The organism is Commensalibacter sp. M0355 (assembly GCF_016101365.1).
Taxonomy (GTDB): Bacteria; Pseudomonadota; Alphaproteobacteria; order Acetobacterales; family Acetobacteraceae; genus Commensalibacter; species Commensalibacter melissae.
Map to the genome: position 1 here is coordinate 326,448 of NZ_JACFQQ010000002.1, position 13,735 is coordinate 340,182.

Sequence of the window (13,735 nt, forward strand, 5' to 3'; positions counted from 1 at the left end):
TAATTTATTAAAGATAAATTTAAATTTCTTATCTTTTTAACAATTATTATGTCTTTTTACTTTATTAACCACTTTTTCTAGAACCTCCAGAGCTGTCAAATGATCTGTATCAATTACAATAGCATCCTCTGCAGGTTTTAACGGAGCTACTTCTCGAGACGAATCCATTTCATCCCTGGTTTTCAAATCCATCTCTATTTTGTTAATCTGCTGTTCTTTATTTTCCGCTTTTGAAGAATTCGCAAATTGCAACCAGCGTCTTTCTGCCCGTATCCTTGGTGAGGCCGTAAGATAAAATTTAAAATCAGCGGAAGGAAAAATGACCGTTCCAATATCCCGACCATCCATAACCCCGCCTCTTAACATGGCGAAATTGCGTTGAACATTTAATAAAGCGGCTCTGATTTTTGGATTGGCAGCAACCTGGCTGGCCGCTTTATCCACTTCAGGTATACGCAGATCATTTCTTAACCAATCTTTTTCTTGAAGATTTTCAGCAAAAGCCAGGACAGATTTGGAATCTGGTTTTTCACCTGCATCCAGCATTTTTCTACCAACTGCCCGATAAAGCAATCCCGTATCAAGATAAGGTAAATGAAAATAATCAGCTACTGACTTGGCCAATGTTCCCTTTCCCACTCCTGAAGGTCCATCGATTGCTATAATTATATTTTTATCCATAATGAATATTTATTAGCCTTTATATTAAGTTATAATTATATTTTATATTTGAAATCCACATCCCAGTGAATTCATCAATTCAAAATATCCAGGAAAACTGGTGCGTATAAAACGAATATCATCGATAGTTATCGTTTTTTTTGCAACTAATCCCAAGATTGAAGCACTCATTGCCAATCGATGATCCATATGGGTTTCAACTTCGCCTCCCCCTGGAATATTACCAAAGGTACCCTCAATAATCATATCATCTCCGTGAGATTCAACAGAAACACCATTTTTCCGCAACATGTTTATGATGCTATTAAACCGATCACTTTCCTTAACCCGTAATTCTGCCAATCCTCTAAAACGGCTCTCGCCTTTGGCATACGCAGCAGCAACCGATAGAATTGGAAATTCATCTATCATGGATGGGACAATTGAAGCCGGAAGATCAACACCCTTTAATGTCGTGTTTTTAACAATGATATCACCCGTTATTTCACCACCTTCCTGACGCTTATTAGATATCTGCAAATTTGCTCCCATCATTTTCAACGCTTCAATTATCCCGGTTCTCAAAGGATTAAGTCCGACATTCTCTATCAGTATTTCTGATCCGGAAATAATCAAGCCAGCTACCATCAAAAATGCAGCAGAGGATGGATCACCTGGAACATTAACATCTTTAGCTACTAGTTTTGTTGGGCCTTGCAAACAGATTTTGCGACCTTTTTCAGCTAAAGTTCTAATATCAACCTTTACCCCAAAATGATTCAACATATTTTCTGTATGATCTCTTGTTGCAATCGGTTCTTCTACAATTGTCATGCCATTGGCATTTAGACCCGCCAACAAAATGGCGGATTTTACCTGGGCAGACGCAACAGGTAACCGGTATGTAACGGGATTAGCCTTTTCCACTCCCTTGATCGCCATAGGCAAACGTCCTTCATTGCGCGTAATAAACTGGGCACCAGTCTGGCTCAAGGGTTCTATAACTCTTCTCATGGGGCGTTTTCTCAAACTGCAATCACCTGTCATAACGCTGAAAATATTATGTGTTGATAAAATCCCACTCAACAACCGCGCTGACGTTCCGGAATTTCCCATATTCAAAACATCATCGGGTTCATTCAGATATCCAACCCCCTTGCCTATAACGTGCCATTCACCGGGTGCCTTTTGATGAATAATTGCTCCCAAAGCACGCATGACCTGAGCGGTTTGCATAACATCCTCACCCTCAAGCAACCCCGTGATTTTTGTTTCTCCATTTGCCAGAGCCGATAACATTAGAGCACGATGGCTGATTGATTTGTCACCTGGAACATTCACTTTTCCTTTCAAAGGCTGTTGTAGAAAAGAAACAACAAGTGGTTGTTTTGAGTGAGTAACTGTCATAATTTTATTTTCCAATTTAACAAATAGAGTATAAAAACAAAAAAAACTTTGATTTAAATCAACAAATCGTATTTTATCATTTGACAATAAGACAATAAACTGGCATTTCGCCATATTTATGTTTTATTTTTTCGATCAGAGAACAGGATACATAAATGGTCAAGCTAGAATTGGGTATTAAAAGAACATGTTGTGCTTGTGGGACTCGTTTTTATGATTTAAACAAAATGTTACCTGTATGCCCAAAATGTGGCACTGAACAACCCATTGAACTACCTCGTCATCGTCAAATTGAAGGAAGCGGCAATCTGGACGAAGAAAAAGAAATCGATACCATTATTGATACTGATGATCTGGAAAATTCAGATGCTGATGTCGATGATGTAATTGAGGATGCTTCAGATCTTGAGGACGATGTTGATGCTATCGGCTCTGAAATAGAAGCAATTAAAAATAACGACGACGATAACGATTCTTAAAAATGATACAGGAATTCATTATGAATTCCTCTTTTCTGATTATAAATACATTAACCAGTCTTACCATTTAAATCACATTTGATATCATAACAAACTTGAATTTTAATAAATTTGTATTTAATCAATTAAAGATAAAAAAGTATTTTGCAAATTTTCTGGTATTAATAGCAGACTTTATCTATTCCAACGTTCAATTTCAACGCCGACCCCAGCTGTCTCCGGAATAATATCCAGTTTTTCAATCATGACGCGAACAACCTGAATCCTCTTATCTTTCAAGATACGGTCAGCCAAGGTCTCAGCCAACGTTTCGACCAAATGAAAATGGGTCTGAAGAACAGTGTCTTTTACATCATCAACAATATCCGCATAGGATACCGTCCGGGATAAAATATCTGGACCAACGCCTTTTTCTTCCTGAATTCCAATGGAAATATTCAATTGAATACGCTGAGTATTTTCCTGTTCAAAATCATAAACACCTATACGTGCCATCAAAATTAAGTCACGAATAAAAATACGACGTAAGGGTATGTCATAGTGCCCTGACCATACTAGGGAAAAATTCATAAATAAATCCTGTTTTACTCGTTTTTATCTGGCATTAATGTCGGTGACCACTGTAAATGTTGCCCTCCATCCAAAGCGATCATCTGTCCCGTTACAGAGGGTAAACATATCAAGCTTAGTACCGCTCGCGCCACTTCCTGTGCAGACGTGCCACGCTGCAACGGAACAGATTTGCATTGATTGGCAAATTGTTCGGCGGTTTGACGTTTATGGGCCATTGCTGGACCGGGTCCAACAGCATTGACTCGAATTGATTTATGTGCCAATGCTAGGGCCATTGTTTGTGTTAATGTCCATAATGCGGATTTGGAAACTGTATAACTGACAAAATGTGGTGTTAGAGACCATACACGTTGATCAAGCAAATTAATAACACATCCACTAGATTGCTTCGGTAATAATTTTGCAAAATCCTGAATTAACTGAAAAGGGGCCCATAAATTGGGCATTAAATGTTCTTGCCAGGATTGCAGGGTTACACTATCCCATTCATCGCGCTCAAATACACTTGCATTATTAATCAGAATACCTATTGATCCCAATTGATCTACTGCCAGTTCAATCATGCGTTTAACCTGATCAGCATCGGAAAGATCGGCTGTCAGTAAAATTACATTTCTCCCAAGCTGCCGAATTTCCTCTATCAATGTTTCAGCTTCTTGAGTGCGCTTACGGGCATGTAAAACAATATCAAATCCAAATCTTGCCAAGGTTAAAGCAATTTCACGCCCTAACCTTACGGTCGCCCCCGTAATAAAAGCAACTTTAGGGAGTGAATCAGAAACTGGGAAAAAATTAGTTGATCTCCCTTGATTGGACACAGAACTTTCCTTTATTTTGTAAAGATGCAACTTATTATCATAAACAACATGATTTTTGCAGTAAAAAATTACGAATTTGCATAACTAAGCTGGACGTCTGGCGGTCAAAGCCGCTGTCAGGGTTCCTTCATCAAGAATTTCCAGTGAGCCACCCATTGGAATGCCTTGACCAACACGGGTAATTTTTACATGCCAGGGTAACAATTGATCATATAGCCAATGCATAGTTGTTACACCCTCAACCGTAGCACCAAGTGCAAGAATAATTTCCTTGACTTCATTGCGCTTCAACCGTTTTAAAAGAGGCGCTAGATTTAAATCCTCTGGCCCTATCCCAGCCAAGGGGGATAAGGTGCCGCCCAACACCTGATAATATCCCCTGAACGCTCCGGTTTTTTCCAGTGCCCATAAATCCCCAACTGTCTCAACGATACAAATCAATTCACGATTACGATTTAAATCATTACAGATCTGGCATGGGTCACTGCTATCCAAATTACCACAGGAAGAACAGATTCTCACCATCTTGGCTGCCTGTTCTAACGCGTTTGCCAAGGGAATCATACGGGAATGTGGCTGTTTTAGTAATGACAAAACAGCACGACGCGCCGAACGTGGTCCAAAACCAGGTAATTTACCAAATAAAGAAATTAGCCGTTCAATTTCCGGACCACCCACGATACCCTCTTCTTACCAAGATAATTAACTAACAAAAAATTACCTTTATTACCCATATTCACAAGATAACTTCTGGTCAATTAGAAAGGAAATTTTAAACCTTCAGGAAGATTTATTCCCCCGGTAACTTTCTGCATTTCCTCCTGTGTTGTTTCATCAAGTCGCCTACGTGCGTCACTGTAAGCTGCAACAATAAGATCCTGCAACATTTCCATTTCAGCTGGATCAGCCAATTTGGGGTCGATTTTTATAGATTTCATGTCACCTTTTCCACCCAATGTTACAGTTACCATACCGGCCCCTGAAACACCCTCAATTGTAATGGCGGCAAGCTTTTCTTGCATCTCGGTCATCTTGCTTTGCATTTGAGAAGCTTGTTTCATAAGATTGGCAAAATTTTTCATTCAATTCTCTTTCAAAATTTAATTTTGGGACTAATTATATGTCAATTCGTCAATATCATCTATCATTGCTGATTTTTTTTCAGTTTCAAGATCTGACATACTTTGCTCATCCCTGTCTGTAAATGAATTGTGTTCTGGAAATAGACCATATTCATCAAGATGTGGATTGATAACCTTATTAACAACAGCCCCAGGAAATATACGCATAATTTCTTTTACGATTGGTTCAGATGCAACTTCGTCAAAATCGGCTTGAGCCTGTAAAGATTCCTGTTCCATCAAGGTTGGTTCACCCTTTTGCTGGGAAAGAACAATTGTCCATCGCAACCCTGAATGTTCATTCAACAATCTTGATAATTGTTGGGGCAGATTTGCGGGAGCCCTATCTTCAATTCTTATTTCAATCATTGGTGGTGCGAATTTAACCAGATGAACCGCATTACGTAAATGGGCATGCAAAATTGCAGCCTGTTGCTGCTTTACAAAAGATATAATTTCCCGCCAACTGTTCCATAAAATTCGAGGATTTTCGATCTCGGGATTTTGTTTAGGCAATGACAGGACTTCAGTTTTTGGTTGTATCAATGGATTTATGGCATAAGCTTTATCATATCCATGAAAATTGCTACCCCCTTTTGTTACAGATACCAATGACGTTGGCTTTGATGATTGCATATATGAAGATGATAATGAGGAATGATGAGAATATTGGTCTAACTTCTGTTCAGGGGAATTGGATAAATGATTGATTATTTCACCAGGAGTGGGTAAATCGGCTATAAAACATAAACGAATCAAAATCATTTCAGCTGCTGCCTTACGATTGGGAGCCATATCAACCTCCTTAATCCCTTTAAGCAGCATTTGCCATGCGCGACCCAATAGGGGTATGGAAAGTGTGGAAGCCAGATGACCACCACGATTTCGTTCAAGTTCTGATAGCTCAGAACTATTTTGCAGATTTGGCAATGATTTCATTCTTGAAATAAGATGAATTAGTTCCAGAAGATCGGATAATAACACGCCCAGGTCAATGCCGCCTGCATAAGCCTGTTCAGTCAAGCTTAGAACCTGATCAGCTTTTCCTGACATAATTGCTTCAAGTAAATCGAATATTAGGGTTTTATCCGCAAATCCCAACATGCCTGAAACAGCTTCAGCCGTAATTTCATGATCCAGTTTATCATTTTCTGGCTGATCAGGGATAGTGGCACGGCCAAGTGCAATAGCCTGATCTAACAAGGATAAACCATCCCGGACCGATCCATCAGCTGCACGCGCAATCAAATGAATAGCCTCATCAGATATGTTTACTTTTTCCCGATTTGAAATTTTTTGAAAAAATTGACTTAGCTGATCCTGCGGGACACGTCGCAGATCAAACCGTTGACAACGTGATAATACCGTTACGGGAACCTTGCGAATTTCAGTTGTCGCAAAAATGAATGTAACCTGGTCAGGTGGCTCCTCGAGTGTTTTCAACAATGCATTAAACGCATTACGCGATAACATATGAACTTCATCAATGATATAAACCTTCATCCTGGCCTGAATGGGACGGAAACGTGAACCGTCTATAATTTCCCTTACATCATCAACACCTGTATGAGAAGCTGCATCAATCTCCAATACATCAGGATGCCGATCTGCCAAAATTGCCTTGCAATTTGGACAAACACCACAGGGATCTGCCGTAGGTCCACCCTGACCATCAACCCCTATACAATTTAATGCACGCGCGATAATACGGGCGGTTGTTGTTTTGCCAACTCCTCTAACTCCCGTAAGCATAAAAGCATGAGCAACTCTACCCATTGCAAAAGCATTGCGCAGAGTCTGTACCATCGTTTCTTGACCGATCAAATCCTTGAAATCCTGAGGTCTATATTTTCGTGCCAAGACACGATAGGACTTTTCATCAGATGAGGGTTTGATCTCAGAATCATCGCTCGATAAGGATTCAAATAATCCAGCAGACTCTATATCTGGGGTGGGTAATTGCTCGTCCGGAATATCTTTCATTAACAACCATTCCAGAAAATATGATAAAATCAGGTTTTGCGAATTTTGATTATACCACTAAATTACCTGAGATTCTAATTTATTTGTCTTAAATCCAAGGAAAGCTTGAATGACCCAAACGATACTCGTGATGGCTGCTTCCTTCCGGACCTGACCGAGTTCACAAGGTGTTCGTCCACCCAAGCTTTCCAGTTTCTTTCTATTACAAATTAAAAAAAATTGGCAAGTATTTTTTTTGATTTTAAAAAAAATTATTTTTTATATGTATAATCAAAAATTAATATCCTATCGCTCCCCCGCCAGCATGACGATAATCCATCCCGCCATAATAAACAGTCTTTCCGTTTTTATCATGTCCAACAAGAATCCCTTCGGCAATTCCCCAAGTAGAGTAAAGATCCAAGGGATAGTTTTTTCTTTTTAAAATTTTCCGAACTTGACCACTTAACGCATTATGTTCAAGCTGAATTCCCTGAGGCTGCCATTGTTCATGTATACGGGGGAGATTAATCGCCTGCTGAATATTCATTTTGTAATCAATGACACCTGTTATCACAGAAAGAATAATAGTGGGAATTCTTGACCCCCCGGGACTGCCTATTACCATAAAGACCTTATTGTCTTTGGAAACTATTGTTGGTGTCATTGAAGATAAGGGCGTTTTTCCCGGGGCAATTTCATTAGCCTTACCCCCGATTATTCCATACATATTTGCTTCACCTGGCACCGTGGAGAAATCATCCATTTCGTCATTCATAATTATACCGGTATTGCCAGCAACAACCCTCGCTCCATACCAGCCATTAAGCGTATAGGTTAATGAAACCGCCATGCCATCCTTGTCAATAACAGAAAAATGCGTCGTTTCATTTCTTTCATGTGATATTACTGCTTTTCTTTCCTTCTTATTCGACGATGTTGCCTCGGTAACCTTTCCGGGAATCAAGTCGGAAGAAACAACCGCTTTTTTAAAGGTCAAGCTTTGACGTATTTTTTCTGCATAATCGGGATCATTCAGGTGTTTTACAGGATTATCAACAAATTCTGGATCCCCCAAATCTCTCCGATCTGAATAGGCCCGACGCATTGCTTCAACCTGTCTTTCCACCGCAGGAACTGTCTGAAGACCCATTTTATGTAAATCATAACCGGATAAAATATTTAACATTTCGCACAAAGCTATTCCCCCTCCACTTGGAGGCGGGGCTGTATCAATATGATAACCTCGATAAGAACAAGTTAATGGCAGCATCATTCGTGGATGATAATTTTCAAAATCTTTCAAGGACAATATTCCACCATGCTTTTTACTGGCATCAACTATTTTTTTTGCAATTGAACCATGATAGAAAACATCTTCCCCATGCTTTGAAATAGTTTGCAAGGTATCTGCCAAATCTTTTTGACGAAAGATATCCCCTTTTTTCCATGGATTTCCATCTGATTTAAGAAAAATTTTAGCTGCATTGCGATCTTTGGCAAAATCAGACAGAGAAGTCGCCATCAGATCGATATCTTCCTGCGTCAAGATATATCCATTTTGCGCAAGTTTAATAGCTGGGGCCATTAATTCCGCACGAGACTTGCTTCCCCATCGTTTACGCAACATTTCCATACCTGCCACCGTTCCGGGAATAGCAACAGCTTTCCATCCCAATATAGAAGCATTGGGAATTTTCTTTCCATTACTGTCAACAAACATTTTGGAAGTTGCTGCTTTTGGCGCCTTCTCTCGAAAATCTATAAAATAAGCCTGTCCATTTGGTAAACGAAGCGTGAGGAACCCCCCGCCCCCTAAATTTCCAGCGGCAGGATAGGTAACCGCCATTGCATAGGCAACTGCCACAGCTGCATCAGCTGCATTTCCACCATTCTTTAAAACCTCAGATCCAATTTTTGCAGCAAGATTACTTGCCGAAACAACCATTCCTTTTGACGCCACAACAGGTTCTGAAGACATGGTTTCTTGAGCAACCTCACCAAACGCTAAGGCATCAACCCCATTACCAACCTGCGCATAAACTGCCCCAGAAAAACAACCACTTGAAATGAGTAATATACCTAATGAATATTTATATTTTTTTTGTCTTATTTCTTTGATTACGCTTTTCATATCACTTCCTGAACGTGTATTATTTAATTAAAATATTTCTGAAAAAATCTATTAAAGAAATATTTTTTATATCTTGCATAAACAAACATAACACAATTTTATTTTTAATATAAAAATAGACAAAATAACACTTACAAAATATATATTAACTTTCAATATTTTATTTTAAGGTTTTTTCAATGAGTGTTATTATTGCATTTAGAACTCATATTTGGAATGATGATATCGAATATATGGCAAGACGCCTTAAAGGTTCTTTTAGCAAAGCTGATTTTGTTATTCTTGCTGATGAAAGCAGGGAGATCTTGGATGTAGGTGATTTTCCTAAAATAGGTCATACCTCTGATTTTTCTGAATTCAATATCCCGAATATTCCCGGTCAAAAAACTTTATGGTATAACGCTGATTATCCTTTATATGCCTTACGCAAAGCCTTACCTAACTATAATCATTATATAATGATTGAAAATGATGTCTTAATAAATATTAATCTAGACCCCTTAATAACATCCCTTGAAAAAAAACAGACAGATTTAATTGCCCACAACATTTTAAGCATACCGGATCATTGGGTTTTCAAAGATACGATAACACCCTATTTTAAAAATTCTAAATATTGTTTTTTACCGGTATTGGCACTATCCGCCCGGGCAATTGACCATCTTCTTATGAAAAAACAGGAGATTTCACACCTATACAATAATGATAATTCCATCATATGGCCATATTGTGAGGGATTTATTCCATCAGCTGTTTTTGAAATGGAAAACCCTATTGTGGAAGAATTGCGCAACTTCTGCAAATTACAACCATATGATTTTTGTAGTGGTTATTACTATCTTGATCCATATGTTAACATTCATGGCACGATATGCCATCCTGTCAAAGGCAAAGATTTTGTGGAACGTTGCATTACACATGATGGTATCAATCCAATTTTCAATCCACGTTCTTCATTAAGAAGAGGTCTAAAGAATCTTAAGCCCAGTGACTTTTACCAATATATTCATGATACAATAAAAAAAACAGGAAATGTAGGTTTTTATCAACAATTCAATGAAATTGCACTTCAGGAAAGGTGGATAAAAAAACCTGAGGCCGTGAACTGGGCGCTTGGCGGTAAAGCTTCACAATCATCCGTTTGTGCATTTTCAAAATTCAATGACATATACAAAGATGCTGCGGGCGCAGTTAATGGACGTATTGGTCCAGATTACAATTTTCATACTGCAACAGAATATAACCCTTGGTGGAAACTGGAATTACCCCGCACAATCAACATTAAACACATAATCATTTATAATCGTCTAAACTTTGAAGATCGTGCCTCAAAAATAAAAGTTGAAGTATCTGATGATAACGAAAACTGGATAATTGTCGCTGATTATCCTGACGGAATTATTTTTGGTGGAGCCGATGGCAACCCATTAATTATAAGAGTGAATAATATTAACGCCCAGTATGTCAAAATAAGTCTTTATGATGAAAATGTATTACATTTAAATCAAGTAGAAGTATATGACCAATAAAATTTAATTTCTCATTATCAAAAAATTAAAGCTAGCTTGTTATTATAACATAGCCAGCTTTTCAAGAATAATTTATAACTTATCTATTTGGACACTGTTTTGACAAGGCTGCAAAAACATCTGCGACAGCTACAGCACCCGGATCAGGATTTCCCGCCAAACTACCACTGTTCAAATAGGATGAACGTCCTGCATTTGCTTTCGTTGCTTTTGCCGTATTTTCAACGCCTTTTTCAGCCGCTTGAACGGCACCTTTTAAATCGTTCTGATCTTTAAGCAATATTTCCAAAGCAGGTTGTAACGCATCAATCATCGTACAATCCCCAAGATCAGCCCCACCATAATGTTTCATCTGTTTTAAGCCAAATACAAGACCCTCAACAAATGATGAACCTTCAGCAATTTTTTGACCTGTTGCAGTAAAGAAAATCGACATTAAAACACCACTGGAGCCCCCCATAACAACAGCCAGTCTTTCACCAATGACTAGACAGAGTTTTGTCAGATCGGTTAAGGGTAATTGATTGGTATTTAACAATTCGGCAATACCTCTTGCCCCTGCAGCAAATGTTGAACCTGTATCTCCATCCCCAACCTTGGCATCCAGATCATTCAATTTTCCTTCAAGATCACTCAATGTCTTTGTAACAACGGCGATAATATGTGCCACAACTGGATTATCAGAAGGTGTGAATTGCACTTTAGTTTCAACAGGATTAACAGGCATATGTACAATTTTAGTAGGTTGAACAGCCTTAAAAGATCCTGTAATTTCAACAGGTGCTGTCAAAGCGCTGACGATCTTGTCATCCAAAACCATGGCTGATAATGAAAAACCCTTCATGTCAAGCGCTGTCGTAAACCAGTCTGGTCCTACAATCCAGTCAATATTTGAAGCAAGTGCAGAATATGAAAGTTCTTTAGCCAAAATGGCCATTTCTGTAACCGAAACACCACCCAGATTATTCAACATGACGGCAAGACGATCCGAATCATTTATACAAGCCTTGATTTTTGCTGTCATGATATCCATGATTTCACGACTATTTTGAGTATTAATTGTCGTGGCGCCTGGTTCACCATGAATACCAAGACCCAGTTCAATAGATCCTTCCGGAATTCGTTTATCATCACTTTGGGACTGGGGTAAATCACACCCAGTCATGGCAACTCCCAGGCTAAAAATCTGCCTATTTGCATAATCAACAAATTTTTTAACTTCCTCAAGAGAATACCCGGTCTCGGCAGCATAACCGGCCATTTTATGGACAAAAATAGTACCAGCAATACCACGTGGCTGTTTATTGTCAGGTAAAGAAATATCATCCTTCACCATAACAACTTCTACCTTGTAGCCTAACTGTTTTGCCTTTTCAGCCGCAAGTCCAAAATTTAGACGATCTCCTGTATAATTTTTGATTACCAATAAACAGCCAGCTTCACCTGTTACTGTTGTAATGGCGGTCAATACGGCATCAACTGAAGGAGAGGCAAACAAATCGCCACATACAGCGGCTGTCAACATTCCTTTACCAACAAATCCTAAATGAGTAGGCTCATGTCCAGATCCCCCCCCCGAAATAACGGCAACTTTTTTCTTATCCCAGTCTTTACGAACCACAATTCTCATAGAAGGGTCAGTATCAAGTTTCACAAGATTATTATAGGGAGCTGTGACTAATGTACCTTCAATAGCATCATTCACTAATGAAGCACGATCATTAAAAAAGAAATTGGACATTTTATATCTTTCATTTTTGAAAGTTCAAATCACTATAAATTGACTTATAATATCTATATATAATAATTAAATAAAGACTTAATAAGACAACCATTTGTTTTATTATTTATAATTTTAATTGAACTAAACAAATTAACATCATTTATTATGCTCGATAGTCAATTTTATAATAATGCCAGTTTAATGAACGTTTTTAAAACATTAATTAAAACTTTTGGTCTTGATATATTGTTTAAATACAAGACCAAAGCATTCTTATCCTATGGTAAATATTTTAATTTATAACAATTTTATGAAATAAATAATTATTTGGTGTTCTCAAAAATAAAAAACTTGATTTAAATTAAGTTTTAACTCTATTTAGAAATTCTAAATAACTCAATATTAAAACTTTTTGAAATTCTAATCTATATTGTTTTGATGAATTTATTAGTCTTAAATTAGAATTTCAAACAAATATTCATTTTATACAACTCTTTATCAAATTTTGATTTATTAATTTCCATTTTGATAAAAATCATCAAATATAAGGAGGACAATTCCAACCTTTAGGTGAATAGGTGAATACTTCACATCCATCTTCAGTTACTCCCATCATATGTTCAAATTGCGCACTAAGAGATCGATCACGCGTTACGGCTGTCCAATCATCATCAAGAATTTTAACGTCTGCCTTACCAGCGTTTAACATAGGTTCAATAGTGAAAACCATTCCTGGTTTTAGCACAAGTCCCTGCCCCTTTTTTCCATAATGCAATACATTAGGTTCTTGATGAAAAACGCGTCCAATTCCATGACCACAAAAATCGCGTACAACAGAAAAACGCTGTGATTCTGCATATTGCTGAATGACGTAACCTATATCTCCCAAAGTGTTCCCGGGTTTAACAATATCTATTGCCCTTTTCAGACTTTCATAGGTTACATCTATCAATCGTTGTGCCAAACGTGAGGCCTTGCCAACGACATACATACGGCTACTGTCACCAAACCATCCATCAAGAATAGATGTAACATCGATATTAACAATATCTCCATTTTTTAATTTACGATCCCCAGGAATACCGTGACAAACTACATGATTGATAGATATACAACAAGATTTTGGAAAACCACGATAGTTAAGTGGTGCTGGAATGGCACCTTTATCAATTGTATAATCATGAATAATCTGGTTAAGTTCGTCTGTTGTAACACCTTCCTGAACATGAGGAGTAATCATGTCAAGTGTTTCTGCTGCCAAACGTCCCACAGCTCTTAACCCAACAAAATCCTCTTGAGTGTAAAACATCATGCGACGATCTGTCATTC

12 protein-coding genes and 1 other RNA gene are annotated in these 13,735 nt (G+C 38.0%); 2 read left to right on the forward strand and 11 right to left on the reverse strand.

Features of this window, described 5'->3' with window-relative positions; translation table 11 throughout:
* Positions 1-36 precede the first annotated feature (36 nt).
* Together cmk and aroA are read right to left on the reverse strand one after the other, a co-directional pair.
* Positions 37-681: a (d)CMP kinase gene (cmk, locus tag H3T44_RS05205; protein WP_155565178.1), complete on the reverse strand. Its 645-nt coding sequence runs from the start codon at positions 679-681 to the stop codon at positions 37-39.
* 42 nt (positions 682-723) lie between these two features.
* A complete protein-coding gene (aroA, locus tag H3T44_RS05210) occupies positions 724-2,067 on the reverse strand; it encodes a 3-phosphoshikimate 1-carboxyvinyltransferase (RefSeq protein WP_198196449.1) in 1,344 nt (447 codons plus the stop codon).
* 155 nt (positions 2,068-2,222) lie between these two features.
* On the opposite strand from aroA, the gene H3T44_RS05215 reads away from it, so the two are divergent.
* Positions 2,223-2,546 carry a TIGR02300 family protein gene (locus tag H3T44_RS05215; protein ID WP_110438744.1) on the forward strand — a complete coding sequence of 108 codons (324 nt, stop codon included), beginning with the start codon at positions 2,223-2,225 and terminating at the stop codon, positions 2,544-2,546.
* 174 nt (positions 2,547-2,720) lie between these two features.
* Here the strand turns inward: H3T44_RS05215 and folB are convergent, their stop codons facing one another.
* The 7 genes from folB to ggt all read right to left on the reverse strand — a co-directional run bounded on the left by folB (position 2,721) and on the right by ggt (position 9,154).
* Positions 2,721-3,116: a dihydroneopterin aldolase gene (folB, locus tag H3T44_RS05220; protein WP_155580185.1), complete on the reverse strand. Its 396-nt coding sequence runs from the start codon at positions 3,114-3,116 to the stop codon at positions 2,721-2,723.
* Positions 3,117-3,130: 14 nt separating this feature from the next.
* Positions 3,131-3,937 carry an SDR family oxidoreductase gene (locus H3T44_RS05225; protein ID WP_198184796.1) on the reverse strand — a complete coding sequence of 269 codons (807 nt, stop codon included), beginning with the start codon at positions 3,935-3,937 and terminating at the stop codon, positions 3,131-3,133.
* Positions 3,938-4,021: 84 nt separating this feature from the next.
* Positions 4,022-4,615 carry a recombination mediator RecR gene (gene recR / locus H3T44_RS05230; RefSeq protein WP_198196450.1) on the reverse strand — a complete coding sequence of 198 codons (594 nt, stop codon included), beginning with the start codon at positions 4,613-4,615 and terminating at the stop codon, positions 4,022-4,024.
* An 80-nt stretch (positions 4,616-4,695) separates the two neighbouring features.
* Positions 4,696-5,019 (reverse strand): YbaB/EbfC family nucleoid-associated protein, encoded by a 324-nt coding sequence (locus H3T44_RS05235; protein WP_110438740.1) that lies wholly within the window; start codon positions 5,017-5,019, stop codon positions 4,696-4,698.
* Positions 5,020-5,049: 30 nt separating this feature from the next.
* Positions 5,050-7,041 (reverse strand): DNA polymerase III subunit gamma/tau, encoded by a 1,992-nt coding sequence (locus H3T44_RS05240; protein WP_198196451.1) that lies wholly within the window; start codon positions 7,039-7,041, stop codon positions 5,050-5,052.
* Between the two features lie 95 nt (positions 7,042-7,136).
* Positions 7,137-7,231, reverse strand: an RNA gene (gene ffs, locus H3T44_RS05245) — signal recognition particle sRNA small type.
* Positions 7,232-7,318: 87 nt separating this feature from the next.
* Positions 7,319-9,154, reverse strand: coding sequence for a gamma-glutamyltransferase (ggt, locus tag H3T44_RS05250; protein WP_198196452.1), 1,836 nt, complete (start codon positions 9,152-9,154; stop codon positions 7,319-7,321).
* A 179-nt stretch (positions 9,155-9,333) separates the two neighbouring features.
* Here ggt and H3T44_RS05255 point away from each other — a divergent pair, with 179 nt between their 5' ends.
* The gene (locus H3T44_RS05255) at positions 9,334-10,683 is read left to right on the forward strand and encodes a discoidin domain-containing protein (protein WP_198196453.1); all 1,350 of its coding nucleotides are present in this window, start codon (positions 9,334-9,336) and stop codon (positions 10,681-10,683) included.
* Between the two features lie 79 nt (positions 10,684-10,762).
* Here the strand turns inward: H3T44_RS05255 and H3T44_RS05260 are convergent, their stop codons facing one another.
* Positions 10,763-12,424 (reverse strand): dihydroxyacetone kinase subunit DhaK, encoded by a 1,662-nt coding sequence (locus H3T44_RS05260; RefSeq protein ID WP_198196454.1) that lies wholly within the window; start codon positions 12,422-12,424, stop codon positions 10,763-10,765.
* A gap of 520 nt (positions 12,425-12,944) precedes the next feature.
* On the reverse strand, positions 12,945-13,733 hold the full coding sequence (gene map / locus H3T44_RS05265) for a type I methionyl aminopeptidase (RefSeq protein WP_162988552.1): 789 nt from the start codon (positions 13,731-13,733) through the stop codon (positions 12,945-12,947).
* Positions 13,734-13,735 lie beyond the last annotated feature (2 nt).

Coding starts and splice junctions, on each gene's coding strand:
- map (WP_162988552.1), bottom strand. CDS start 13,733: ATGACAGATCGTCGCATGATGTTTTACACTCAAGAGGATTTTGTTGGG.
- folB (WP_155580185.1), bottom strand. CDS start 3,116: ATGAATTTTTCCCTAGTATGGTCAGGGCACTATGACATACCCTTACGT.
- H3T44_RS05260 (WP_198196454.1), bottom strand. CDS start 12,424: ATGTCCAATTTCTTTTTTAATGATCGTGCTTCATTAGTGAATGATGCT.
- aroA (WP_198196449.1), bottom strand. CDS start 2,067: ATGACAGTTACTCACTCAAAACAACCACTTGTTGTTTCTTTTCTACAA.
- H3T44_RS05215 (WP_110438744.1), top strand. CDS start 2,223: ATGGTCAAGCTAGAATTGGGTATTAAAAGAACATGTTGTGCTTGTGGG.
- H3T44_RS05240 (WP_198196451.1), bottom strand. CDS start 7,041: ATGAAAGATATTCCGGACGAGCAATTACCCACCCCAGATATAGAGTCT.
- ggt (WP_198196452.1), bottom strand. CDS start 9,154: ATGAAAAGCGTAATCAAAGAAATAAGACAAAAAAAATATAAATATTCA.
- H3T44_RS05255 (WP_198196453.1), top strand. CDS start 9,334: ATGAGTGTTATTATTGCATTTAGAACTCATATTTGGAATGATGATATC.
- cmk (WP_155565178.1), bottom strand. CDS start 681: ATGGATAAAAATATAATTATAGCAATCGATGGACCTTCAGGAGTGGGA.
- H3T44_RS05235 (WP_110438740.1), bottom strand. CDS start 5,019: ATGAAAAATTTTGCCAATCTTATGAAACAAGCTTCTCAAATGCAAAGC.